The following is a 23,830-nucleotide window of genomic DNA, read 5'->3' on the forward strand; positions in this document are numbered from 1 at the left end:
AAACCCGGCGCACCTCGAACTTGTCTCGGGACACGCGCCAAAAGGCTCGGCGATGGGGCAGGCCGCACCGCCCGCGGCAAGGATGAGAATGGACGCCAAGGTCATTTCAAAGGCTAAGCTCCCTAGCCGCTATGTGACTGTCGGTCCGGCGCGTGCGCCGCACCGGTCCTATCTCTATGCCATGGGGCTTTCCGCCGCCGAGATCGCGCAGCCGCTGGTCGGCGTTGCCTCCTGCTGGAACGAAGCCGCCCCCTGCAACATCTCGTTGATGCGCCAGGCGCAAGTGGTCAAGAAGGGCGTCGCCGCCGCCAATGGAACGCCGCGCGAATTCTGCACCATCACCGTCACCGACGGCATTGCCATGGGCCACCAGGGCATGAAGTCGTCGCTGGTGTCGCGCGAGGTCATCGCCGATTCGGTCGAACTCACCATGCGCGGCCATTGCTACGATGCGCTGGTCGGCCTCGCCGGCTGCGACAAGTCGCTGCCCGGCATGATGATGGCCATGGTGCGGCTCAACGTGCCGTCGATCTTCATCTATGGCGGTTCGATCCTGCCCGGCAGCTATCGCGGCCGCCAGATCACCGTGCAGGATGTGTTCGAGGCGGTCGGCCAGCATTCGGTCGGCACGATCGGCGATGCCGAACTGCTCGAGATCGAGCAGGCCGCCTGTCCGTCGGCCGGTTCCTGCGGCGCCCAGTTCACCGCCAACACCATGGCGACCGTCGCCGAGGCGATCGGCCTGGCGCTGCCATATTCCTGCGGCGCGCCGGCGCCTTACGAAATGCGCGACCGCTTCAATTTCGCCTCCGGCGAAAAGATCATGGAGCTGATTGCCAAAAACATCCGGCCGCGCGACATCGTCACGCTGAAGGCGCTGGAGAACGCGGCGACCGTGGTTTCCGCCACCGGCGGCTCGACCAATGCTGCCCTGCATCTGCCGGCGATCGCACATGAGGCAGGCATCAAATTCGATCTCTTCGATGTCGCGAAGATTTTCGAGAAGACGCCCTACATTGCCGACCTCAAGCCTGGCGGCAAATATGTCGCCAAGGACATGTTCGAGGCCGGCGGCATTCCGCTGTTGATGAAGACGTTGCTCGACCACGGCTATCTGCACGGCGATTGCCTGACGGTCACTGGCCGCACTTTGGCCGAAAACATGGAGCACGTTGCCTGGAATGAACACCAGGATGTGGTCCGCCCGGCCAACAGACCAATTACCCAAACCGGCGGCGTCGTGGGCTTGAAGGGAAACCTTGCCCCCGAAGGCGCGATCGTGAAGGTCGCGGGCATGGCGGAGTTGAAATTCTCCGGCCCGGCGCGCTGCTTCGATTCGGAAGAGGAATGTTTCGAGGCGGTGACGCATCGCAACTACAGGGAAGGCGAGGTTCTGGTCATTCGCTACGAAGGGCCGCGCGGCGGTCCCGGCATGCGCGAGATGCTGTCGACGACGGCAGCGCTCTACGGCCAGGGCATGGGCGGCAAGGTGGCGCTGATCACCGACGGCCGCTTCTCGGGCGCGACGCGCGGCTTCTGCATCGGTCATGTCGGACCGGAAGCGGCGGTGGGCGGCCCGATCGGCCTGATCCGGGATGGTGACGTGATTTCGATCGACGCCGTGAACGGCACGATCGAAGTGGCGCTGTCGGATAGCGAACTGGCGGCGCGGGCCAAGACATGGAAGGCACGCACGACTGACTACCAGTCGGGCGCGATATGGAAATACGCACAGACGGTCGGGTCGGCCAGAGATGGCGCGGTCACCCATCCGGGCGGTGCGAAAGAAACACACTGCTATGCGGATATCTGAGTTGTTGAGGTCATCTGTCCTTCCGGCACTGGTCGCTGCGGCGATCTTTGGCGCCGTGGGCCAGGCTGTGGCCTTTGACGACAAGGTGTTCGACGACAAGACCGGCGTGAAGCCGCAGTCCAGCCCCTGGGCGGTGTTCCAGTTCGGCTTCTCCGCCTACAAGAACGGCCACAAGGAACAGGCCGCCGAAGCCTATAAATACGCCGCCGAAAACGGCCAGATCGGCGCCACCTGGAAACTTGCCCGCATGTATGCAGAGGGCGACGGCGTGGCGCGCGACGACTATGAGGCGTTCAAGTTCTTCTCCGAGATCGTCGACCAGGATGTCGAGCCCGGTTCGCCGGAAGAGAGCTACGTCTCCGACGCGCTGGTGGCGCTCGGCGATTATCTGCGCAAGGGCATTCCGGGCAGCCCGGTCACCGAGAACGAGGTGGCGGCACAGGAATATTACATGCGCGCCGCCGCCAACTACCGCAACCCGAACGCCCAGTTCGAGATGGGGCAGATGTTCCTGAAGGGCGAGGGCGGCGTGAAGGCCAGCGTCAAGCAGGCCGGGCGCTGGTTCCAGCTCGCCGCCGAAAAGGGCCATGCCGGCGCGCAGGCGACGCTTGGCCATCTCTTGTTCCAGAGCGGCAAGATCGTTCGCGGCCTGGCGATGATGACCGCCGCACTCGAGCGCGCGTCCCCTGCCGATCAGCCCTGGATCCGTGGCATGCAGGAAGAGGCTTTTGCTGCCGCCGGCGAGGCCGACCGGCGCACGGCGATTTCGCTGGCCGATGACATCCTGACCAAGGGCACCACCAACGCAGACCAATAAGGTCGTCTGCCGTTCTCCTCCAACAGGGGGAGATCAGTCAGTCAGAAAATCAATTCTCGGTTGGCTCCGTCGGCACCATGCTGGGCGCGGGCGTCGAGATCGGCGTTACGTGCAGGTGCGGCGCCATCGTGTTTCCGGGGCAGCTGTCGCCGATCTTCGTCCAGGATGTGTTGTTGAGCACCATCTCGCAGCGCGCCAGATGGCTCTGGTCGGCAACCGTCAGGCAGGCGACCTGGCCGACCGGATAGGACTTTCCATTGGCAAGACATTCCGGGGCGGCGAAAGCAGGCACCATGGCGGCCGTGGCAAATGCCAAGCCGATCGGACAAGCAACAAATCGAATGGTCATGGGAACCCCAGCCGCCATGATGATTGTCCATCATGCGCCCGATTTGTGGCGATACAACGTCCAGACAAATCGACGGCAGAAGGACCCCGGTCAGGCCGGCTGCAGGGCGAGATCGATCGCCACCGGCACGTGATCGGACGGTTTTTCCCAGGCGCGCACATGCTTTTCGATCGCGGCCGACGAGAAGCGGTTGGCGGCTTCCGGCGACAGCAGCAGATGGTCGATGCGGATGCCGTTGTTCTTCTGCCAGGCGCCGGCCTGATAGTCCCAGAAGGTGTAGGTGTCGGGTGCATCGGTGACCGCGCGCACCGCTTCGGTGAAACCGAGATTGAGCAGCCGGCGGAAGGCCTGCCGCGTCTGCGGCTGGAACAGCGCGTCGCCCAGCCAGTTCTCCGGAAAGCGTGCGTCGATCGGCTCGGGAATGACGTTGTAGTCGCCGGCCAGCACAAGCGCCTCTTCCAGCCTCAGCCGCTCTTCGGCCCAGCGCTCCAGCCGCTCCATCCAGTTCAGCTTGTAGGGGAATTTTTTGTCGTCATCGATCGGATTGCCGTTCGGCAGATAGAGCGAGGCGACGCGCAACGCGCCCTTGTCGGTCGAGAACACACCTTCGATGAAGCGCGCCTGTTCGTCGGCCTCGTCGCCCGGCAGGCCTCTGGTGACCTCGTCAAAGCGCAGTTTCGATAGCAGCGCCACGCCGTTGAAACCTTTCTGGCCATGGGTTTCGACATTGTAGCCAAGCGCCTCGATCTCGGCGCGCGGGAACTGCTCGTCGACCGTCTTGATCTCCTGCAGGCAGACGATGTCGGGCGCGCTCTCGGTCAGCCAATGAGTGAGATTGCCGATGCGGGCGCGAACGCCGTTGATGTTCCAGGTGACGATTTTCATGGCGGCCTTATTCTTCCTGCGACGGGTGGCGTTCGACCAGGCCGATCGTATTGCCTGCCGGGTCCTTTAGGAAGGCCATCCACTCGCTTTCCCCCGGCGGTCCGAAGGTGCCTTCGGTATCGCGATGCACGAGCGCCGGTGGCGCGGTGAAGGGGACGCCCGCGGCTTTCGCCTTGGCGTGGAAGGCTTCGAGGCCCCTAATGTCGAGATAGACTATGCCGGCCGGAACGCCGTCGGTGAACAGCAGCCTCACATTGCCGGCCATGATGAAGGCAATGCCCGGCGGATCATAGCGGGCATGAACGCCCATGCCGAGCACGTCACGCCAGAAGGCCAGCGTCGAATCAAGATCGCGTCCAGCCGACAGCGCGACCTGACGGACCGCGCCGATGGCAGGCATGCCGTTAGACGGAGAAGCTCGTGCCGCAGCCGCAGGAGGCGACGGCGTTCGGATTGCGGATCTGGAAGGACTGGCCCATCAGATCGTCGACGAAATCGATCACCGAGCCGCCCATATAGACCAGCGACAAATCGTCGATCAGCACGGTCGCGCCGTCCTTCTCGATGGCGACGTCGTCGTCGTTGCGCGTGTCGACCAGATCGAATTTGTAGGAAAATCCGGAGCAGCCGCCGCCTTCGACGGAAACGCGCAGCGCCGTCTTGCCGGCCTCGCCAGAGACAATCTTGGCGATCCGCCTGGCGGCGGCCTCGGTCATGTCGACTTTCATCGCGGTCTTGGCATCAGCGCCCATGGGCGTCACCTTGCTTTCGGTTTCACATGATAGGTATGAAGCGCGAGGGGCCAAGTCAACTGCGGCAGCATCAGCCATGACCAATGAGTTGGGCGACATCGGGTTCGGTTATCGGCCGCGCGCGGCCTATGCCACAGATCCGGCGAAGTCGCGCGGACGGCTGTTCGACGAGGTCGAGAGCCCGACCCGCACGCCGTTCCAGCGCGACCGCGACCGCATCATCCACTCCACGGCGTTCCGGCGGCTCAAGCACAAGACGCAAGTCTTCATCGCCCATGAAGGCGACCATTACCGCACAAGGCTGACCCATTCGATCGAAGTGGCGCAGATCGCGCGTGCGCTGGCGCGGGCACTGCGCGGCGACGAGGATCTCGCCGAGGCGGTGGCGCTGGTGCATGATTTCGGCCACACGCCCTTCGGTCATACGGGCGAGGACGCGCTGAACGACAAGATGGCGGCCTGGGGCGGTTTTGATCACAACGCCCAGTCGCTGCGCATCGTGACGAGGCTGGAGGCGCGCTACGCCGAATTCGACGGGCTGAACCTGACCTGGGAGACGCTGGAGGGCCTAGTCAAGCACAATGGCCCGCTGATGGACAGCACTGGCAAAAGCCTGAAAGGGCCGGTGCCGCAAGCGATCCGCGATTATTCGCAGTTGCAGGATCTCGAACTCGACCGGTTCGCCGGCATCGAGGCGCAGTGCGCGGCGATCGCCGACGACATCGCCTACAACACGCATGACATCGATGACGGGCTGCGGGCAGGGCTGCTGACGCTGGACATGCTGAAAACCGTCTCGCTGCCCGGGAAAATCCTCGAGGGCGTGCGCCAACGCTATCCCAGGCTCGATGACGTGCGCACCGGTCACGAACTGATGCGGCGGCAGATCACCGCCATGGTCGAGGATGTCATCGTTGCCGCGACGGCAAATCTGGAACGCGTCGGGCCGCGCAGCGCCGACGCGGTGAGGGCGGCGGGCGAGACGATGGTGAGCTTTTCCGCTGGGATGGCCGCGGCCGAGAAGGAACTGAAGGCGTTTCTCTACAAGCACCTCTACCGGCACGAGGAGGTGATGCGGGTGCGCGCCGGTGCCGAGCAGATCGTCAGGGATCTGTTCGACGTCTATTTCGCCGACCCGCGCGCCATGCCGGACGGCTGGCGCGAGGGGCTGGACCGGGCCGAGGATCGCATCAAGGCGCGCAGCGTCGCCGATTTCCTGGCAGGGATGACCGACACCTATGCGCTCAAGGAACACAGGCGTTTGTTTGACCGCACCCCGGATTTGAGCTAGGGCGAGCGCGATTTTGCCGGCCAGCGAGCCGGATTCGCCTAAAACCGCCAGAGCAGTACCCATGAACATCTTCGCCGATTTCACCGCGCGAGTCACAAAGGCTGTCGAAGCGCTGGATCTGAAAGACAAGGACGGCGTTTCGCCCGACCTGTCGCGCATTGCCGTCGAACCGCCGCGCGACGCCAGCCATGGCGATCTCGCGACCAATGCGGCGATGGTGCTGGCCAAGCCCACCGGCCAGAACCCGCGCGCTCTGGCTGAAAGGCTGGCGTTGGCGTTGCGCGATGACAAGGATGTCGCCGCCGCCGAGGTTGCCGGCCCCGGCTTTGTCAATCTGCGGCTCAAGGACGGCTTCTGGCAGGCGCATCTGTCGGCGCTTCTGGGCGAGGGGCGCAATTACGGCCGCTCGACGATCGGCGCCGGCCGGAAAACCAATGTCGAATATGTCTCGGCCAACCCGACTGGGCCGATGCATGTCGGCCATTGCCGGGGCGCGGTTGTCGGCGATGCGCTGGCCAATCTGATGGCGTTCGCCGGTTACGACGTGACCAAGGAATATGTCATCAACGATGCCGGCGGACAGATCGACGTGCTCGGCCGGTCGGTCATCCTGCGGTACCGTGAGGCGCTCGGCGACGACATCGGCGAGATTCCGCCCGGCCTTTATCCCGGCGATTATCTGGTTCCTCTCGGCCAGGCGCTGGCGAGAGAGTTCGGCCGCGGCCTGCTCCAGATGCCGGAGGATGAGGCGCTCGCCATCGTCAAGGACCGCGCGATCGACGCGATGATGGCGATGATCCGCGATGACCTGGCGCTGCTCAACGTGCATCACGACGTGTTCTTCTCCGAACGCACGCTGCACGCTGACAATGCCAGGAAGATCCGTTCGGCGATCAACGACCTGACGCTGAAGGGACATATCTACAAGGGCAAGCTGCCGCCGCCCAAAGGCGAGAAGCCGGACGATTGGGAAGATCGCGAGCAGACGCTGTTCCGCTCGACGGCGGTCGGCGACGACATGGACCGGGCGCTGGTCAAGTCGGACGGGTCGTTCACCTATTTCGCCGCCGACGTGGCGTATCTGAAGGACAAGGTCGATCGCGGCTTCGTCGACCTGATCTACGTGCTTGGCGCCGACCATGGCGGCTACGTCAAGCGGCTGGAGGCCTTGGCGCGGGCGATTACCGGCGACAAGGTGAAACTCACGGTCCTGCTTTGCAATCTGGTCAAGCTGTTTCGCGACGGCGAGCCGGTGCGAATGGGAAAAAGGGCTGGGAATTTCGTCACGGCGCGGGAAGTCATTGAAGAGGTGGGCCGTGACGCGGTGCGGTTCATGATGCTGTTCCGCAAGAATGACGCGCCGCTGGATTTCGATTTCGCCAAAGTCACCGAACAGTCCAAGGACAATCCGGTGTTTTACGTGCAGTACGCTTCGGCGCGCTGCCATTCGGTGTTCCGGCAGGCAAGCGAGCAACTGGGCGAGGCGAATTTCGATCGCAAAAGCCTGGCTGCCGCGGCGGCTTCGCTGACCGACGAGGGCGAGATCGGCCTGATCCGCAAGCTCGCCGAATATCCACGCCTGATCGAATCCGCGGCTCTTGCGCTGGAGCCGCATAGGCTGGCATTTTACCTTTATGATCTGGCTTCTAGTTTCCACGGACACTGGAACCGGGGTACGGATAATCCGGACTTACGTTTTGTTAAGGTTAACGACCGACAATTGACGCATGCCAGACTAGGGCTGGTGCAGGCTGTTTCGGACGTTCTGACGTCCGGCCTGACGTTGATCGGAGCCGCTGCGCCCACCGAAATGCGTTAGGTTTGACTAAAAAACCTGTCACCTTTTGCCCACATTGCGCTGGTAAGGGCCAACCCTGCGCGACGTCCATGGCGTCCGAATGAGTGCGAGTTCGGGAACAATAATGGCAGACAGAACCCAGCTGAGAGTAGCCGACAACAACGACATCGCTGACGATGATCCGTTCGCGGAACTGACCAGGATCATGGGATTCGACCCACGCCAGCCAGTCAAGCAGCAGGCGCGGGTCGAGCCGCAGGCCGCTGCCACCAGTCAGCCCGTGCAAGAGGACGATTTCGACATCGACCTCGAAAAGGAATTGATGGGCGAGTTCGACGCTGGCGACAGCGTCGCCGCTCCGGCTGTCGAGGCTCATGAGCCGGCCCCCACACACGCGGCCGACGACGAACTTGCGCTGTCGCTCGACGACGATTTCCATCTGGACCTCACGGGTGCCGACGAGCATGGGCCCGTCGCCAGCCATGCCCACCCCGGCGATGCCGAAGCCGCGCCGTCCGTCGAGCCTGCCTTCGACGCCGATTTCGACAATGCCGTTGCCAGTTCGCTCGAAGACGTTTCGCCCTTCGAGGACGACCTGCCGATGGAAGACGAGCTTGCCGCGTCGCTTGACCAGGATTTCCACGTCGAGGACCATGCCGCTGAGATCGAGGACGAAGCCGTCGAGCCCCAGCATGCGGTTGCGGAAATGCCGGTGGCTGTCGAGCCGGCCGGCGCGCACGAATTCGACGACGCGGTGGCGATTTCGCTCGAAGACGAGCTGATGCTTGACGACCATTCGGCGGATCAGCCCCATGCGGCTGCGGCCGCGGTCGACTATCCGGAGCCGGTGCTGGCCGTCGCGAATGAAGCTCCGGCGATTGCCGACGAGGATTTCGAGGGGCATTTCGACGACGCCATGGCGGATGTCGACACGGATTTTGACGTCCAGGCGGACGAGCCCGTGGCCTTTGACGCGGCGGAAGCGCACGAAGTGCCCTCTTATGCCTTGGATGCGAGGGACGAGTTCTCGGGCTCCGAAGCCGTTTCGGAAGATGATTTCGATCGGAACATGGACAACGCGTTTGCCGAGCCTGCCGAAGAGCCGGTCGCCGAGGTTGCCGCTGCCGCGGTCCAGCCGGTAGCTCCGGCAACTCCGGCAGCCATCATGGCTGAGCCGGCACCGGCCCCCGTGGCGGACGAACGTAGCCTCGAAGACGAGTTGAACGCGCTTCTGGGCGCCATGACGGCGCGCACGCTGCCGTCGGTCAAGGAGCCCGAGCCCGTCGCCGCTCAACCCGTTGCGGCTCAGCCGGCCGCTGCTCCCGTTCGGTCGTATGTTCCCGCGCCGGCAAAGGCCGCCGAGGAGCCTGCCGATCTCGACTGGGATCTCGACGAACATGCGACCGAGGATATGCATGCCTCCAGCGCGGCTCACGCCGCCGATGCCGATCTCGACGATCCGCTGGTCGATGAGCTTCAGGGTCACGAGCTGGGCGCGGACGCTGCCGATCATGGTGACATCGATTTCGACGATGATGCGTTCGACGCGGCCCTGGCCGAGAATCTCGATCCGCGCGACGAGGCAGCTTGGCGGCAGGATCAGGCCGATTCCGTCGATTGGCTGGCCGATCGCTCCGCGCCGACCGAGCCGACCCGTTCGTGGAGCCGTGTGACACCGGTTCCCCAGCAGCCTGCATTCGCCGCGCAGCCGGCCGCTTCCATGACGGCAAGGACGACCGCGCCTGAAATGGCCCCGGCGGCGGCTGTGGTGCCGCCCTATCGCGCGCCCGAGCCGGTTGCGGCCGCGCCCTATGCGGCGCCCGTATCCGCGCCGCAGCCGCGACCGTCCTCGCACTACGAAGAAGAGATGCCCGATGTCGAAACGGTGGATGTGCCGGAGCGCGTCGTGGCGCTGGCGGACGATCTCGACATCCCGGAACTGCATTTCGAGGAAGATGAACCGGCCGCATCAGGCTATGACGATCTCGACGCAGAGTTCGCCAGCCTGCTGACGGAAATGAATTCGGTGGAGGTCGCGCCAGCTCCAGCCGCGCCCGCAAGCAGCGCTGCCTATGCCGATGAATCCTTTGATGGCGGATTCAAATCGGCCTATCAGGCGCCGGCATATGAAGAACCCAAACCGGGTTATGACGGGGTCAAACCGGGTTATGGCGGGGTCAAACCGGCCCTTCAGCCGGAAGCGCGGACCTATGCGGCGCGGCCGGCGGAAATGCCCGCCCGTGCTGCAGCGAACACAGGCTATGCAGACGCCGCCGACGGCTTCGACCTCGACAGTCTGCCCGGCAGCCAGCCGGTCTCGCAGGCGGACGATTTCACCGTCGATGAGCTCGACTATGATCCTGAACTGGACGAGGCAATGTCCGTTCCGGGTCTCGGCGAGCGGGAAGCGGCCAGGTCGTCTGGCCGCCGTGGCCTGTTCATCGCGGCAATCGTCGGTGCCGTGGCGGTCGCAGGCGGTCTTGGCGCCTTTGCGCTGTCTTTCGGCGGCAAGGGCGGCAGCGACGCGCCTGTCATCGTCAAGGCCGACAATTCGCCGATCAAGGTCAAGCCGGAAAATCCGGGCGGCACCGTGGTGCCGAACCAGGACAACAAGGTCTACGACGCGGTGGTCAAGGGCGCGAAGCCGGCCGAGCCGGTGCAGCAGAAGCTTGTCACCAACACGGAGGTCCCCGTGGATGTGCAGGCCAAGGATCCGAACCGTGCCGTCGATCTTTCTGCCGGGCAGGGTGCTGCCGTCGGCGGAGCCGATGACGGCAATGCGGCGCCAACCGCCAATGCCGCGCCGGCCGCCAATGCTGCGCCGACCGCCAGTGCTGCGCCGGCTGGCAATCTTGCTCCGGCCGACAATGCGGCGCCCGCGCCCAAGTCAGAGGATCGCATCGCGCAGGTGCTGCAGGATACCGACAAGGGCAACAACACCGATGTCGTCGCCGTCGCACCGCGCAAGGTGAGGACGATGGTGGTCAAATCGGACGGCTCGCTGGTGCCGCGCGAGGATCCGGCGCCGGCCGCGCCGCAGGTGGCGGCCGCTGAGCCGAGCGATCCGGCGCCGCAGCATGTCGCGCCGTCCGCCGATGCAGACCAGACCGGCACCGTGGCGCCCGCCGCGGCCCAGTCGGGCGACGAGCCGGCCCTCAAGCCGGTGGCCAAACCGGCCAAGGCGCAGTCGGCCAACACTCCGGCCAAGGTTGCGATCGCGCCGCAGCGTCCGTCCGACCAGCCCGTCGACGTCGTCGGCGAGGTGAAGCCCGATCAGGTCGCATCCATCGACCCGGCAACGACGGCAACCGGTAGCGGTTCGTGGTCGATGCAGGTTGCTTCGCAGCCGACGGTGGAAAGCGCCCAGTCGACCTACCAGGACCTGCAGCGCCGCTATGGCAGCGTGCTTGCCGGCCGCACCGCCAACATCGTCAAGGCCGAGATAGCCGGCAAGGGCACGTTCTACCGCGTCCGCGTCGTGGCCCAGTCACGCAACGATGCCATCAATTTGTGCACCAGCTACAAGGCCGCCGGCGGCAACTGCTTCGTCTCGCGCTAGGAGCGTTCAACCCATCAAAGCCGGCGCGGCCCAAGGTCGCGCCGGCTTTTTCATGCGCCCAGCGCTTTTTCATGTGGAAGCATTTCCGGCGTTGGACCGCATGTATTTCCAGACGATTCCCTTTGGCCGCGTGAAGCCCTAGACTCCTGATATGACCGAATCAAAATCCATGATCCTCGGCTGTGCCGGGAAATCGCTCACCCGCGAAGAAATCAATTTCTATCGCAATGAATGCCCATGGGCCTTCATCCTGTTTGCCCGCAACATCGGCGAGACCGAACAGATCCGCGATCTCGTCGCCGAGATGCGCGATTGTATCGGGCGCCCGGACGCGCTGGTTTTCATCGACCAGGAAGGCGGCAGGGTACAACGCCTGCGGCCGCCGCTGGCGCCGAACTATCCGGCGGGCGGCGCGCTCGGCGCGCTGTGGCGCGACGATCATGACGCCGGTGCCCGCGCTGCCTGGCTGATGGCGCGCCTGCATGCCTTCGACCTGCTGCGCTACGGCATCACCGCGGATTGCCTGCCGGTGCTCGACGTGCCGATCGAAGGCGCCAGCGACGTCATCGGCGCGCGCGCCTATGGCAAGGAGCCGCGCGCGGTCATCGAACTCGGCCGTGCCGCCGCCGAAGGCCTGATGTCGGGCGGCGTGCTGCCCGTGATGAAACACATTCCGGGGCATGGACGGGCCTTTGCCGACACGCATTTCGAGCTGCCTGTTGTCGACGCCTCGCTCAGCGATTTGCAGCGGCATGACTTTGCCCCGTTCCGGGAGCTCAACGACCTGCCGATGGCGATGACGGCGCATGTGGTCTACAGCGCCATCGATCCCAAGAACCCGGCGACGACATCCGGCAAGGTCATCGACGAGATCATCCGCCGCGACATCGGCTTTGACGGGCTCCTGATGAGCGACGACACCTCGATGAAGGCACTTTCTGGGGATTTCCCGACAAAGGCGGCGTCGATCCTTGCGGCGGGCTGCGATCTGGTCCTTCACTGCAACGGCGTTTTCGAGGAGATGGCAGGCATTGCGTCGCGCACCACGGGGCTTGAAGGCAAGTCGCTGGAGCGTGCAAAGCGGGCGCTGACCTATATAAGGAAACGCGACGCGGCCGAGGAAACCGAGATACGGGCCGAATTCGCCACCTATTTCGATGCGGTGGCCTAACCAAGGGAAGTGACAAAGGCAGTGGCGGAAACATTGGAAAGCAAGGCCGCGAAGGCCGCACCGATGGACCGCCTGTGGGCCGAGAATGACGATTCACGTGTCACCGGCGACCCGTCGTTGGTCGTCGACGTGGCCGGCTTCGAAGGCCCGCTCGATCTTCTGCTGCATCTTGCCCGCACCCAGAAGGTCGACCTGGCGCGCATCTCGATCCTGGCACTGGTCGAGCAGTATCTGGCCTTTGTCGAGACGGCGAGGGCGCTGCGGCTCGAACTTGCGGCGGACTATCTGGTGATGGCGGCATGGCTCGCCTTCCTCAAGTCGAAGTTGTTGATCCCCAAGCAGCCGGGCGAAGAGGGCGAGAGCGGCGAGGAACTGGCGGCCGTGCTGCAGTTCCGATTGAAGCGGCTGGAAGCCATGCGTGACGCGGCGGCGCGCCTGGTCAATCGCAACCGGCTCGGCCGCGACGTGTTCGCGCGCGGCATGCCCGAAATGGTCATCATCGAGAAGCGCAACGCCTATTCGGCGTCGCTCTACGATCTGCTGACCGCCTATGCCCAGCAGCGGCAGAAGCAGGCGATCACCAATGTGACGATCGCTAGGCGGGGCGTTTGGTCGCTCAAGGACGCGCGCGACATCCTGACCCGGCTGATCGGCTCGCTGCGGGACTGGACGGCACTAGACAGCTTCCTCATCCAATACATGACCAGCCCGGAAGAGCGGCGCACGGCGATCGCCAGCTCATTCGCGGCGACACTGGAACTGGTGCGCGAGCGCAAGATGGATCTGCGACAGGACGAGGTGTTCGCGCCGATCTATCTGCGCGATCACCGCGCACCGGCAATCAAGGCAGTCGAGGTGGCATCATGAGCGAACGCGCCAACGCTTCGGTTATCCCCTTCAAGGTGGACGATGACCTGGAAGGCGAGATCGACCAGACTTCGGCCGAGAACCCGGTGCAGAACCCGGCCGAGCGCCTGCATATTGCGGAGGCCATGCGTATGGCGGAGGCAATCGTGTTCGCCAGTGCCGAACCCGTCAGCGAAAAGCAGCTTGCCGCGCGCTTGCCCGACGGCATCAACGTCGCCCTTGCCATGGCCGAGCTGCAGCAGGTCTACGCCCGGCGCGGCGTCAATCTGGTGCGGGTCGGCGACGCGTGGGCATTCCGCACCGCCGGCGATCTCGCCTTCCTGATGAGCCGCGACACGGTGCAGCAGCGCAAGCTGTCGCGTGCGGCGCTCGAAGTGCTGGCGATCATCGCCTATCACCAGCCGGTGACGCGCGCCGAGATCGAGGATATCCGCGGCGTAGAGACGTCGAAGGGCACGCTGGACACGCTGCTCGAGACGGAATGGGTGCGCATGCGCGGCCGCCGCAAGACGCCTGGCCGTCCCGTCACCTATGGCACCACCGAAACCTTCCTCGACCATTTCGCGCTCGAGGAAATCCGCGATCTTCCCGGCATGGAAGAACTGAAGGGGGCGGGCCTGCTCTCGGGCCGCATGCCGTCGAATTTCTCCATCCCGCAGCCGCCGGCCGACCCCGATGTGCTGACCGAGGACGAGGATCCGCTGACCGATATCGATCTCGAGGAACTCGGCCTGCTGACGCCGCGCGTCACGGAAGATTGACCTGTCGGCCTCTGTCCAAGCGCGCCGATAGGTCGTAGATGCGCCGATTGGTAGCGGGCCAGCGAGTCGAAAAAGCGTGACATCCGTCACCCTTTCATAAACTCTGTCGCTGTTGTGTTTGAATCCCAACGCGAAAACGCATAGATCATCGCCAGGGAAAACATTCGAGAGAGATTTGCTATGGGTTCATTTTCGATTTGGCACTGGATGATCGTGCTGGTGATCGTGCTGCTGGTGTTCGGCCGCGGCAAGATTCCCGAGCTGATGGGCGACATGGCCAAAGGCATCAAGAGCTTCAAGAAGGGCATGGCGGACGACGACGTTGCCGACGACAAGCGCACCGTCGAACACCGTGCCGACGAGACCGTTTCGGCCGCGAAGGAAAAAGCCAGCAAGAGCTGAGCCAAAAAAGTTCTAGTCGGAACAGAGTGCCATGTTTGAAGTCGGCTGGACCGAAATGCTGGTGATCGCGATCGTCATGATCGTGGTCGTCGGTCCGAAGGATTTGCCCAATATGCTGCGCACCTTCGGCCGCACGACGGCGAAGCTGCGCTCTATGGCAGCCGACTTCCAGAAACAGTTCAACGAAGCGCTGAAGGAAGCCGAGCTCGACGACGTCAAGAAGTCGGTCGACGAGCTCAGGGGCCTCAGTCCGATGGCCGAGATCAGGAAGCAGCTCAATCCGTTCGAGCAGGCCGCGGCCGATGTGCGCTCCGGCGTCGACGCCGCGATGAAGCCGAAGCCCGCCGCCGATCCGGCAACGCCCGCCGCTTCGACACCGCAGGCGGCCGAGCCGCTGAAGAACGGCGCAACGGAAATGCCTGGCGTCAGCGCCGCGGGAGCCACGCCGCCAACGCCGATTTTCCCGGCCATGACCGATGAATCGGTGGTTGCGGCATCCACGGAACCTGCCGCGGCGCCGAAGGCATCCACGGCCAAGAAGTCCGCCAAGACCGCGCCGGCGGCAAAGGCGCAGCCCAAGGCCTCGACATCCGCGAAGTCGGCGACAGCAAAAGCCGCACCTGTGGTGATGGCAAAAGCTACACCGGCGCCCAAGGCGTCGACAAAGGCCGTGACAGCAGCAAAGCCTGCCGCTGCCAAGGCGACTGCGGCAAAGACCGCGACGAAAGCCGAACCGAAACCTGCGCCAGCGAAGAAGCCGGCGGCCAAGAAGACGGCGGGAGCCGCCAAGTGAGCGTTTCGGACAAGGAAAAGGACGAGATCGAAAAATCGTCGGCGCCGCTGATCGAGCATCTCATCGAGTTGCGCCGCCGGCTGATCTGGTCGCTCGGCGGCTTCTTCGTCGCCTTCCTGGTGTGCTTCTTCTTCGCCAAGAAGCTGTTCAACCTTCTGGTCGTTCCGTTCAAATGGGCGACGAAGTGGGCGGGGCTCGACCCGCACAAGGTCGAGTTGATCTACACCGCGCCGCAGGAATTCTTCTTCACGCAGGTCAAGCTCGCCATGTTCGGCGGCATGGTCATCGCCTTTCCGCTGATCGCCACGCAGATCTACAAATTCATCGCGCCCGGCCTCTACAAGAACGAGCGCAACGCCTTCCTGCCGTTCCTGATCGCGTCGCCCATCCTGTTCCTGATGGGCGCCTCGCTGGTCTATTTCTTCTTCACGCCGATGGTGATGTGGTTCTTCCTTGCCATGCAGCAGGCCGGCACCGACGAGCAGGTGCAGATTTCGCTGCTGCCGAAAGTGTCGGAATATCTCAGCCTGATCATGACGCTGATCTTCTCCTTCGGCCTGGTGTTCCAGCTACCGGTGGTGACCAGTCTGATGACGCGTGTCGGCATGCTGTCATCCAAGGCGCTGGCCGAGAAGCGCAAGTGGGCGATCGTCATCGCTTTCGTCGTCGCGGCCGTGCTGACCCCTCCGGATCCGATGAGCCAGATCGGTTTGGCCATCCCGACCATCCTGCTCTACGAGGTCGCCATCTGGTCGGCCCGGCTGATCGAGCGCAGCCAGGAGCGCGAGCGCCTGGCGCGCGAGAAGCAGGAAGCCGGGGAGGCCGTGGCCGACAAGGCACCGGACGAGCCTCCGGCGCCGGCTGCTTCGTAAGCCGTCAGCAGCGGCGGAAAACGACAACCGCCGCCCAGCCTCATCTTGCATCGGTCAAGGATGCGGTTTACGCCCTCGGAGCTTAGCTCAGGAGCGTTCAAACTATGCTTGACATCAAATGGATTCGCGACAACCCGAAGGCCCTTGTCGAGGCGCTGGCCAAGCGCTCGTGGTCGGCGGCAGAGGCGCAGTCCACGGTCGATGATTTGATCGCCAGGGACGAGGCGCGGCGCGAACACGTCACCGAGCTGCAGACCAAGCAGGAGCGCCGCAACGCAGCCTCGAAGGAAATCGGCAACGCCATGCGTTCGGGTGACGCCGCTCTTGCCGAAAAACTCAAGGCCGAAGTCGGCGATATCAAAACCTTCATCCAGAATGGCGAGGCGCGCGAACGCGAGCTCGACAAGGCGCTGAACGACGCGCTGGCGGTGCTGCCCAATGTGCCTCTCGACGATGTGCCGGTCGGCAAGGACGAACACGACAATGTCGTCAAACACATCGTCGGCAAGGTGCCGACGCGGCCGAACTGGGTGAAGGAGCATTTCGAGGTCGGCGAAGCGCTCGGCATGATGGATTTCGAGCGGGCGGCCAAGCTGTCGGGTTCGCGCTTCACCGTGCTGAAGAGCGGCCTGGCACGGATGGAACGCGCGATCGGCCAGTTCATGCTCGACCTGCACACGACCGAGCACGGCTATGAGGAAGTGATCCCGCCGCTGATGGTGCGCGACGAGGTGCTTTTCGGCACCAACCAGCTGCCGAAATTCGAGGAGGACCTGTTCTTCACGCCGCACGGCGAGGGCAGGCTTGGCCTGATCCCGACCGCCGAGGTGCCGCTTACGAACCTCGTGCGCGAGGAAATCACCGCGCATGAAAAACTGCCCCTGCGCTTCACCGCGCTGACGCCGTGCTTCCGCTCGGAGGCAGGTTCGGCCGGCCGCGACACGCGCGGCATGCTGCGCCAGCACCAGTTCTACAAGGTCGAGCTGGTGTCGATCACCGACCAGGAATCCTCGCTCGCCGAGCATGAGCGGATGACGCAATGCGCCGAGGAAGTGCTGAAGCTGCTCGAACTGCCGTTCCGCACCATGGTGCTGTGCACCGGCGACATGGGGTTTGGCGCGCGCAAGACCTATGACATCGAGGTCTGGCTGCCCGGCCAGAACGCCTATCGCGAGATCTCGTCCTGTTCGGTCTGTGGCGACTTCCAGGCGCGCCGCATGGACGCGCGCTACAAGGACAAGGACGGCAAGGGCAATCGCTTCGTCCATACGCTCAATGGTTCGGGCACCGCTGTCGGCCGCGCGCTGATTGCCGTCATCGAAAACTACCAGAACGAGGATGGCAGCGTAACCATTCCTGAAGTGCTGCGGCCTTACATGGGCGGTCTGGCAAAGATCGAAGCGAAGTAATGCGCATTCTTCTGACCAATGACGACGGCATTCACGCCGAGGGCCTGGCGTCGCTCGAACGCGTCGCGCGCACACTGTCCGACAATGTCTGGGTGGTGGCGCCGGAGCAGGACCAGTCCGGCTATGCGCATTCGCTGTCGATCTCGGAGCCGCTGCGGCTGCGCAAGATCGGCGAGAAGCATTTCGCCGTGCGCGGCACGCCGACCGATTGCGTCATCATGGGCGTGAAGAAGATCCTGCCCGGCGCCCCCGACCTGATCCTGTCCGGCATCAATTCCGGCGCCAACATCGCCGACGACGTGACCTATTCGGGAACCGTCGCCGGCGCCATGGAAGGCGCGCTGCTCGGCATCCGCTCGATCGCCCTCAGCCAGGGCTATTCCTATGTCGGCGAGGACCGCACCGTTCCCTATGAGACCACCGAGGCGCTGGCACCGGCGCTGCTGAAGAAGCTCGTCGCGACGCCGCTGCCGGATGGCGTTCTGCTCAACGTCAATTTTCCCAACTGCCTTCCTGAAGAAGTCGTTGGCACGGTGGTCACTATGCAAGGCAAACTCGTGCACAGCCTGTGGGTCGATGAGCGCCGTGACGGGCGCGGCCTGCCTTACTATTGGCTGCGCTTCGGCCGCGAGCCGGTCGAGGGCAAGCAAGGCACCGACCTCCACGCGCTGCGCAACAGATTGGTGTCGGTGACGCCGTTGCAGCTCGACCTCACCGCGCATGAGATCCGTGACCAGCTGAGCAAGGCGCTTGCATGAATTTGCCAATCGATGACCGCGAAGGATTTGCCGCTTTCCTGTTGCGCCTGCGCGGCAGGGGAACCGTGCCGAAGGCGCTGATCGCTGCTTTCGAGGCTACACCACGGCGCGGCTTTCTAGCGCCTCACTTCCACCAGATCGCCTGGTCCGACCGCATGCTGCCGATCGAATGCGGCGAGGCGATCGAAGGCGCCGACATGCAGGCGGCGGTGATCGCGGCCCTTGCCATAGAAGCGGGAAACCGCGTTCTCGAGATCGGCACCGGCACCGGCTATTCGGCGGCGGTGATGTCGCGGCTGGCGGCGCGCATCGTCACCATCGACCGCTACAAGACGCTTGTCGAGCAGGCCAGGCAGCGTTTCGAGGCGCTCGGCATCGGCAATGTAGTCGTGCGCCAGGCTGACGGCTCCGGCGGCCTGCCTGCAGAAGGCCCGTTCGACCGCATTGTCGCCTGGGCGGCCTTCGACAGCCTACCGCGCTTCCTGCTCGACCAATTGTCGAGTGGCGGCATCGTCATTGCGCCGATCGGGCCGGAGGAGGGCGAGCAGGTGCTGGCCAAGCTGACCAAGGTTGGCAGCCGTTTCGAGCGCGAGGATATCGGCCTCGTGCGGCTGCAGCCGATCTTGCGCAGCGTCGCGGCGGTCATCTAGGCGCATTGTTATTCAGGTGAGGCCGGCCTGCAAATGGCTGATACCTGCGCTCCGGTGCTCACGTACGAAAAGTACGTTCCGCTCCGGTTCTCGGTATCAACCATTTTCGACTCGGCCTGACCTGAATCTCAACGCGCCTCCACGCACCCGAAAATGTTTTAAGAAAATTTTCGTCGGATTCTAATGGGTTAACCGACCAGTAACATTAACGCGCTTTAATCCGATCCAGTTGGTGCAGAGTTTGTGCGGGTTAGTGCGATGCAACTCAGTGTTTTGAAGACAAACGGTCGCAATCTGGCGCGGGGCTGCGCTGTTCTCATGATTGCAGGCGCGGTGGCCGGGTGCAGTTCCCAGGCCTCGCGGTTCAACAGCGTCGACGACGTCTTCACTTCCTCGACGAACAATCAGCGCGCCATCATCAACAAGCAGGACGCCGTGCAGCCCTATCCGGGCGATGTCTCGGCCGCGCCGCTCGACGGCAGCCACACGCAGTCGGTCAGCCGCTCCAGCCTCGAACCGGTTTCGAGCCGGCCGTTGCCGCCGCCCGTTTCAGCTCAGGCGCAACCCGCGCCGGCGCTCGCGCCTGCCGCCAATCCGGTGCGTGTCGCATCGGCGCCGGCCATGGTTCGGCCCGCTCCCCACGTCGACAGGACGACAACCGGCACTGTCGAGCCGGCCGCCAAGCCGTTCAAGAATGCCCAGCCCGACGCGCCGAAGGTGGCCGAGGCGGGCAGGCCGCACGCGACCGAAATCGTCGTCAGGGACGGCGAGACCATTTCCGGCCTGGCCGCGCATTACAAAGTGCCGGCCGATGTCATCATGAAGGTGAACGGCCTGAGCCCGACCAAGGGGCTGAAGACCGGTCAGAAGATCGTCATCCCGGCCTATGCCTATTCGAGCAAGGCCGAGCCGAAGGTCGCCGATGCAAAGCAGTTGAAGGACGGGCCTGCAAAGGATGGCAAGCACGACCTGCCTGCGACCGCGCCGGACAAGGTCGCCGTCTTGCCGCAGCAGCCTAAGCTCAAGGAAGGCAAGTCCGCCGCGCAGGTCGATGCTTCGGCCGCCGCGAGCCAGCCCAAGGAACCCAAGCCCGCGCAGGTCGCCAAGGCAACAGGCGCCGCCGGTACCTATACGGTCCAGTCGGGTGACACGATGTCCTCGATCGCCAGGAAGACCGGCGTCGGCGTCGTTGCGCTGAAGCAGGCCAACGGCATGAAGGACGGTTTGCTCAAGATCGGCCAGACCCTGAAGGTACCAGCCGGCGGAACCGCGACGGTCGCCAGCGCCAAGCCGGCAAAAGTCGATCCGGTGACCACGGCAACCACGCAGCCCCCGGCAAAAACCACGCCGTCGGAAACGCTGGCATCCTATACGCCGCCGAAGAAGGACGCGAAGGTCATCCAGCAGGCCGAGGACGACGAAGCGGTAGCGCCGGACGCCACGGGTATCGGCAAGATGCGCTGGCCGGTGCGCGGCCGGGTGATCTCCGGTTTCGGATCCGGCAAGGACGGCGTCGACATCGCGGTGCCCTCGGGCACGCCGATCAAGGCGGCCGAGAACGGCGTCGTCATCTACGCCGGCGACGGGCTCAAGGAATTCGGCAACACGGTGCTGGTGCGCCACGAGAACGGCCTGGTCACCGTCTATGGCCATGCCAGCTCGATCGAGGTGCAGCGCGGCCAGAAGGTCAAGCGCGGCCAGGAGATCGCTTTGTCGGGCATGAGCGGCACGACGGACTCGCCGAAGCTGCACTTCGAAGTGCGCAAGAATTCCGCCCCGGTCGACCCCTCTGGTTATCTCGAATAGTCCGGCTGTCTCGAATAGAAGAAGAAAGCGATTTTTGCGGGCCGTCTGACCTCCAGTCCGGCCCGCCGGCTCAGCCCGTTCCGCAAGGAGCGGGCTTTTTCAGTTGCTGCAAAGCCCGCCCGCGCGGGTCACAGTTGATCACGGAGCGTGTCGGCGATCATCTCCTCGATGCTGCTGGCCTTTACGCCCAGAAGCGCCTCGGTCTCGGAGGCATCAACCAGCAGAGGTCTCTCGAAGAGGTAACTCATCTCGATGGCCTCATGCATGCCCAGGGATTCGATCTCAGGGACGGAATAGGAACGTGTCCCTGAAACCTCTCGTGCGAGCATCGCCGCGGTTTTCTGGATGAGCTCCCTGGGTGAGGCGTATTGCGAGGGAACGTGAAACGCGCGTCCCCATTCGCCCTTGTAGCGGGCCGCCGCGACCAGCGTCCTCGCGACGTCCCTGGTGAAGGTCCAGGCATGGGTTGCGTCGAGGTCTCCGATGAAGGCGACAGGCTTGCCCTCGATGATGGCGGGCAGCGCGATCAGTGAGAAGTAGCTGATCGCGCCATGTCCGAGATAGTCGCTGGAGCGTATTTCGATCGCCGGTACATCGGCACGGACCGCCCGCTGCCACATGATCGCCCTGGCGGTTCCCTTCCTCGACGTCGGATCCAGGGGCAGGTCGGAGCGAAGCGGGCTATCGGCATTTTCCCCATAGCCATAGAGGTTTCCGAGCACGATGAGCTTGGCGCCGACCGCTTCGGCCGCGCGCACGGTGCCGTCGATGATGGGGAAAAAGTCGGTCGGCCACCGATGATATGCGGCCATGGCACACATGAAGATGGCATCGGCGCCTCGGCAGATACGTGACAGTTCAGAGGCATCCGTGGCGTCGGCCTGTATGGTCCGCACGTTCGGCAACGCGTTCGAGCCGACGCTTCGGCTTGTGAGAACGACATCATGCCCTTCCTCACCAAGAAGGCGCGCGGTCTCGCGTCCAACCGGGCCTGCGCCGACAACAACATAGAAACTCATGGCAACCTCTCTTCCGAGTTTGATGGAGAGGCGTGCGTACAGGGTCGCGGCATTGAAAATCGCGCTGGAATTGCCAAATCTTGAACAGGTTTCGCCATGAATCGAGAGTGCATGCGTCCACAATTTGCTTCGGCCCGATCCCCATCCGACGTAGCAATGATCGCCCGGCACATCGAGGCAGGTGTCCATCGTCTGCCGCGGGCGCCGCACCATCGCGTCATGGTGCATGCAAGCGCGGCGACACGCTCCTACTGCAATCAAGTTGGGCGCTATTTCGTCAGGCGCGCCGGCGATATCGACCTGGTGCCGGCTGGCGAGGAGGGTGGTTTCGAGGCTGAAACCGCGTTCGACACGATCGAGATTGTCTTGCAGCCAGCCCTGATGGAAAGGGTGGCGGCGGAACTTGGCGGCAGGGCGCTGGTATCGCGGCTCGACACACGCCATCTGCTTCGCGACCAGCGCATCGAGCATCTCGCTCGCGCGCTCCGGAGCGATCTCGATGCGGGTGCACCAAGCGGCTCCCTGTTTGCCGACAGCATTGGCGCCGCGCTGGCGGTCAGGCTGCTTGGTGTCGACGATATTGACGTCGAACGGACGAACCGCTTGTCGGATACCCAGCTCAAGCGCGTCCTGGAGCACATTGAGGCGGCTCTCCACGAGCCGCTCTCGGTCCATCGACTCGCCCGGGTAGCCGGCGCGAGCAGCTCGCATCTGCGGACATGGTTCAAGGTGGCGACGGGCGTCACCCTGCATCGCTACGTGTTGCGACGTCGGGTCGAACGCGCTCGTGCCCTGCTGCAGCAGGGCGATCTTAGCACCAGCGAGGTGGCGGAATTGACCGGCTTTGCACACCAGTCACATCTGGCGCATTGGATGCGCCGCGAGATTGGCCAAACGCCGCGCGACGTACGACGGGCGCGGCCGCCCAAGTGATACGCCTTAATCTTTGAGCGGCTTGCCAAGCCGACCGGCCAGATCCTGCGTGAACTGCCAGGCGACGCGGCCCGAGCGGCTGCCGCGCGTCGTCGCCCATTCCAGCGCTTCCGCGCGCAGCTGCTCGGGATCGATGTCGAGGCCATGATGGCTGGCATAGGCGTTGATCATCTCGAGATACTCGTCCTGCGAGCATTTGTGGAAGCCGAGCCACAGGCCGAACCGGTCTGACAGCGAGACCTTTTCCTCGACCGCTTCGGACGGGTTGATGGCGGTCGAGCGCTCATTGTCGATCATGTCGCGCGGCAACAAATGGCGGCGGTTCGAGGTGGCGTAGAAGATGACATTGGCCGGACGGCCCTCGACGCCGCCTTCGAGTGCCGCCTTCAAAGACTTGTAGGACGTGTCGTCATGATCGAAGGACAGGTCGTCGCAAAACAGGATGACGCGGAAGGGCGCGGCCTTCAGCAGACCCATCAGCTTGGGCAGCGTATCGATGTCCTCGCGGTGGATCTCGATCAGCTTGAGCGGCAGGTCGGATTTGGCCTTGGCGTTGATCTCGGCATGCACGGCCTTGACCAGCGACGATTTGCCCATGCCGCGCGCGCCCCACAACAGGACGTTGTTGGCGGCAAAGCCGGCGGCGAAGCGCTCGGTGTTGTCGACAAGGATGTCGCGGACACGGTCGACGCCGCGGATCAGCCCAATGTCGACGCGGTTGACCTTGCGCACCGGCTCCAGATAGCCGGGGTCGGCCTGCCAGACGAAACAGTCGGCCTCGCCGAGGTCGGTTTCAGGCACCGGCGGCGGGGCGAGGCGGCCGACAGCCTCGATCAGGCGGTCAAGTTTCTTGTTGAGGGCGTCGATGGTGCTGTCGGTCATTTCAGGTCTTTTGGCTCGTTTCCTGGGGCGGACAGGTGGGACACGTTCGAATCCGTCGGGTTCGAAACCGGTCCCAACCTTTTGTTCGAGCGTGATCTTTTCGGTAAACCGGCTCTCGCATTTCGCGATCATGCTCTAACACGGGCGAACAGGCCGGAAAAGCAGCCGATTTGGTCGGTCGCGCAGTTGCATTGACAACTTTACCGACTATATTCCGGCCAAATTTCAAGGGGCCGCCAAACT

General features: G+C 63.9%; 22 protein-coding genes. 16 read left to right on the forward strand and 6 right to left on the reverse strand.

The genetic code is table 11. The features are described from left to right. Nucleotides 1-88 precede the first annotated feature (88 nt). Nucleotides 89-1,813, forward strand: a complete 1,725-nt coding sequence (gene ilvD, locus JG747_RS18990) for a dihydroxy-acid dehydratase (RefSeq protein ID WP_038647257.1) — start codon at nucleotides 89-91, stop codon at nucleotides 1,811-1,813. Further along, entirely contained in the window at nucleotides 1,800-2,630 is an 831-nt protein-coding gene (locus tag JG747_RS18995; protein ID WP_019858575.1) for a tetratricopeptide repeat protein, read from the forward strand. Before ilvD ends, JG747_RS18995 begins: the two co-directional genes overlap by 14 nt. A 49-nt stretch (nucleotides 2,631-2,679) precedes the next feature. Here JG747_RS18995 and JG747_RS19000 read toward each other — a convergent pair whose 3' ends face one another. From JG747_RS19000 to erpA, 4 genes are all read right to left on the reverse strand, one after another. Beyond that, entirely contained in the window at nucleotides 2,680-2,997 is a 318-nt protein-coding gene (locus JG747_RS19000) for a hypothetical protein (RefSeq protein WP_038647255.1), read from the reverse strand. Nucleotides 2,998-3,069: 72 nt separating this feature from the next. Beyond that, a complete protein-coding gene (gene xth / locus JG747_RS19005; RefSeq protein WP_202359806.1) occupies nucleotides 3,070-3,864 on the reverse strand; it encodes an exodeoxyribonuclease III in 795 nt (264 codons plus the stop codon). A gap of 7 nt (nucleotides 3,865-3,871) precedes the next feature. After that, complete coding sequence (locus JG747_RS19010; protein WP_019858571.1) at nucleotides 3,872-4,264, reverse strand: VOC family protein; 393 nt, start codon at nucleotides 4,262-4,264, stop codon at nucleotides 3,872-3,874. Between the two features lie 4 nt (nucleotides 4,265-4,268). Further along, nucleotides 4,269-4,616 carry an iron-sulfur cluster insertion protein ErpA gene (erpA, locus tag JG747_RS19015; RefSeq protein WP_019858570.1) on the reverse strand — a complete coding sequence of 116 codons (348 nt, stop codon included), beginning with the start codon at nucleotides 4,614-4,616 and terminating at the stop codon, nucleotides 4,269-4,271. Nucleotides 4,617-4,692: 76 nt separating this feature from the next. On the opposite strand from erpA, the gene JG747_RS19020 reads away from it, so the two are divergent. From JG747_RS19020 to JG747_RS19080, 13 genes are all read left to right on the forward strand, one after another. Continuing rightward, nucleotides 4,693-5,907, forward strand: coding sequence for a deoxyguanosinetriphosphate triphosphohydrolase (locus JG747_RS19020; protein ID WP_019858568.1), 1,215 nt, complete (start codon nucleotides 4,693-4,695; stop codon nucleotides 5,905-5,907). A gap of 61 nt (nucleotides 5,908-5,968) precedes the next feature. Further along, nucleotides 5,969-7,726: an arginine--tRNA ligase gene (gene argS / locus JG747_RS19025; RefSeq protein WP_038647249.1), complete on the forward strand. Its 1,758-nt coding sequence runs from the start codon at nucleotides 5,969-5,971 to the stop codon at nucleotides 7,724-7,726. 103 nt (nucleotides 7,727-7,829) lie between these two features. Next, entirely contained in the window at nucleotides 7,830-11,264 is a 3,435-nt protein-coding gene (locus JG747_RS19030; RefSeq protein ID WP_202359807.1) for an SPOR domain-containing protein, read from the forward strand. A gap of 151 nt (nucleotides 11,265-11,415) precedes the next feature. After that, the gene (nagZ, locus tag JG747_RS19035; protein ID WP_019858565.1) at nucleotides 11,416-12,435 is read left to right on the forward strand and encodes a beta-N-acetylhexosaminidase; all 1,020 of its coding nucleotides are present in this window, start codon (nucleotides 11,416-11,418) and stop codon (nucleotides 12,433-12,435) included. Nucleotides 12,436-12,498: 63 nt separating this feature from the next. Beyond that, on the forward strand, nucleotides 12,499-13,302 hold the full coding sequence (locus JG747_RS19040; RefSeq protein ID WP_027046916.1) for a segregation and condensation protein A: 804 nt from the start codon (nucleotides 12,499-12,501) through the stop codon (nucleotides 13,300-13,302). After that, the gene (gene scpB / locus JG747_RS19045; protein ID WP_202359808.1) at nucleotides 13,299-14,063 is read left to right on the forward strand and encodes an SMC-Scp complex subunit ScpB; all 765 of its coding nucleotides are present in this window, start codon (nucleotides 13,299-13,301) and stop codon (nucleotides 14,061-14,063) included. The genes JG747_RS19040 and scpB overlap by 4 nt, the downstream gene beginning before the upstream one ends. Nucleotides 14,064-14,243: 180 nt before the next feature. Further along, nucleotides 14,244-14,465 (forward strand): twin-arginine translocase TatA/TatE family subunit, encoded by a 222-nt coding sequence (locus tag JG747_RS19050; RefSeq protein WP_015317533.1) that lies wholly within the window; start codon nucleotides 14,244-14,246, stop codon nucleotides 14,463-14,465. A 31-nt stretch (nucleotides 14,466-14,496) separates the two neighbouring features. Further along, nucleotides 14,497-15,258, forward strand: a complete 762-nt coding sequence (gene tatB, locus JG747_RS19055; RefSeq protein WP_202359809.1) for a Sec-independent protein translocase protein TatB — start codon at nucleotides 14,497-14,499, stop codon at nucleotides 15,256-15,258. Beyond that, nucleotides 15,255-16,130, forward strand: coding sequence for a twin-arginine translocase subunit TatC (gene tatC / locus JG747_RS19060; RefSeq protein ID WP_202359810.1), 876 nt, complete (start codon nucleotides 15,255-15,257; stop codon nucleotides 16,128-16,130). Before tatB ends, tatC begins: the two co-directional genes overlap by 4 nt. A gap of 104 nt (nucleotides 16,131-16,234) precedes the next feature. Beyond that, complete coding sequence (serS, locus tag JG747_RS19065; protein ID WP_202359811.1) at nucleotides 16,235-17,539, forward strand: serine--tRNA ligase; 1,305 nt, start codon at nucleotides 16,235-16,237, stop codon at nucleotides 17,537-17,539. Beyond that, nucleotides 17,539-18,297, forward strand: a complete 759-nt coding sequence (gene surE / locus JG747_RS19070; RefSeq protein WP_202359812.1) for a 5'/3'-nucleotidase SurE — start codon at nucleotides 17,539-17,541, stop codon at nucleotides 18,295-18,297. The genes serS and surE overlap by 1 nt, the downstream gene beginning before the upstream one ends. Further along, nucleotides 18,294-18,947, forward strand: coding sequence for a protein-L-isoaspartate(D-aspartate) O-methyltransferase (locus tag JG747_RS19075; RefSeq protein WP_064984145.1), 654 nt, complete (start codon nucleotides 18,294-18,296; stop codon nucleotides 18,945-18,947). Before surE ends, JG747_RS19075 begins: the two co-directional genes overlap by 4 nt. Nucleotides 18,948-19,205: 258 nt before the next feature. Then, nucleotides 19,206-20,753 (forward strand): peptidoglycan DD-metalloendopeptidase family protein, encoded by a 1,548-nt coding sequence (locus JG747_RS19080; protein WP_202359813.1) that lies wholly within the window; start codon nucleotides 19,206-19,208, stop codon nucleotides 20,751-20,753. A 128-nt stretch (nucleotides 20,754-20,881) separates the two neighbouring features. Here JG747_RS19080 and JG747_RS19085 read toward each other — a convergent pair whose 3' ends face one another. Then, nucleotides 20,882-21,772, reverse strand: a complete 891-nt coding sequence (locus JG747_RS19085; RefSeq protein WP_064984146.1) for an NAD-dependent epimerase/dehydratase family protein — start codon at nucleotides 21,770-21,772, stop codon at nucleotides 20,882-20,884. A gap of 96 nt (nucleotides 21,773-21,868) precedes the next feature. Between JG747_RS19085 and JG747_RS19090 the strand changes: the two genes are divergently transcribed. Further along, nucleotides 21,869-22,705 (forward strand): AraC family transcriptional regulator, encoded by an 837-nt coding sequence (locus JG747_RS19090; RefSeq protein ID WP_202359814.1) that lies wholly within the window; start codon nucleotides 21,869-21,871, stop codon nucleotides 22,703-22,705. Between the two features lie 6 nt (nucleotides 22,706-22,711). On the opposite strand, the gene JG747_RS19095 is transcribed toward JG747_RS19090, so the two are convergent. Continuing rightward, complete coding sequence (locus JG747_RS19095; RefSeq protein ID WP_202359815.1) at nucleotides 22,712-23,587, reverse strand: ATP-binding protein; 876 nt, start codon at nucleotides 23,585-23,587, stop codon at nucleotides 22,712-22,714. Between the last annotated feature and the right edge of the window lie 243 nt (nucleotides 23,588-23,830).

Source organism: Mesorhizobium sp. 131-3-5, from assembly GCF_016756575.1.
GTDB lineage: Bacteria > Pseudomonadota > Alphaproteobacteria > Rhizobiales > Rhizobiaceae > Mesorhizobium > Mesorhizobium jarvisii.

Coding starts and splice junctions, on each gene's coding strand:
- JG747_RS19000 (WP_038647255.1), bottom strand. CDS start 2,997: ATGGCGGCTGGGGTTCCCATGACCATTCGATTTGTTGCTTGTCCGATC.
- JG747_RS19075 (WP_064984145.1), top strand. CDS start 18,294: ATGAATTTGCCAATCGATGACCGCGAAGGATTTGCCGCTTTCCTGTTG.
- scpB (WP_202359808.1), top strand. CDS start 13,299: ATGAGCGAACGCGCCAACGCTTCGGTTATCCCCTTCAAGGTGGACGAT.
- JG747_RS19090 (WP_202359814.1), top strand. CDS start 21,869: ATGAATCGAGAGTGCATGCGTCCACAATTTGCTTCGGCCCGATCCCCA.
- JG747_RS19085 (WP_064984146.1), bottom strand. CDS start 21,772: ATGAGTTTCTATGTTGTTGTCGGCGCAGGCCCGGTTGGACGCGAGACC.
- ilvD (WP_038647257.1), top strand. CDS start 89: ATGGACGCCAAGGTCATTTCAAAGGCTAAGCTCCCTAGCCGCTATGTG.
- JG747_RS19095 (WP_202359815.1), bottom strand. CDS start 23,587: ATGACCGACAGCACCATCGACGCCCTCAACAAGAAACTTGACCGCCTG.
- serS (WP_202359811.1), top strand. CDS start 16,235: ATGCTTGACATCAAATGGATTCGCGACAACCCGAAGGCCCTTGTCGAG.
- JG747_RS18995 (WP_019858575.1), top strand. CDS start 1,800: ATGCGGATATCTGAGTTGTTGAGGTCATCTGTCCTTCCGGCACTGGTC.
- nagZ (WP_019858565.1), top strand. CDS start 11,416: ATGACCGAATCAAAATCCATGATCCTCGGCTGTGCCGGGAAATCGCTC.
- argS (WP_038647249.1), top strand. CDS start 5,969: ATGAACATCTTCGCCGATTTCACCGCGCGAGTCACAAAGGCTGTCGAA.
- tatB (WP_202359809.1), top strand. CDS start 14,497: ATGTTTGAAGTCGGCTGGACCGAAATGCTGGTGATCGCGATCGTCATG.
- JG747_RS19050 (WP_015317533.1), top strand. CDS start 14,244: ATGGGTTCATTTTCGATTTGGCACTGGATGATCGTGCTGGTGATCGTG.
- JG747_RS19030 (WP_202359807.1), top strand. CDS start 7,830: ATGGCAGACAGAACCCAGCTGAGAGTAGCCGACAACAACGACATCGCT.
- JG747_RS19020 (WP_019858568.1), top strand. CDS start 4,693: ATGACCAATGAGTTGGGCGACATCGGGTTCGGTTATCGGCCGCGCGCG.
- JG747_RS19040 (WP_027046916.1), top strand. CDS start 12,499: ATGGACCGCCTGTGGGCCGAGAATGACGATTCACGTGTCACCGGCGAC.
- JG747_RS19010 (WP_019858571.1), bottom strand. CDS start 4,264: ATGCCTGCCATCGGCGCGGTCCGTCAGGTCGCGCTGTCGGCTGGACGC.
- erpA (WP_019858570.1), bottom strand. CDS start 4,616: ATGGGCGCTGATGCCAAGACCGCGATGAAAGTCGACATGACCGAGGCC.
- surE (WP_202359812.1), top strand. CDS start 17,539: ATGCGCATTCTTCTGACCAATGACGACGGCATTCACGCCGAGGGCCTG.
- JG747_RS19080 (WP_202359813.1), top strand. CDS start 19,206: ATGCAACTCAGTGTTTTGAAGACAAACGGTCGCAATCTGGCGCGGGGC.
- xth (WP_202359806.1), bottom strand. CDS start 3,864: ATGAAAATCGTCACCTGGAACATCAACGGCGTTCGCGCCCGCATCGGC.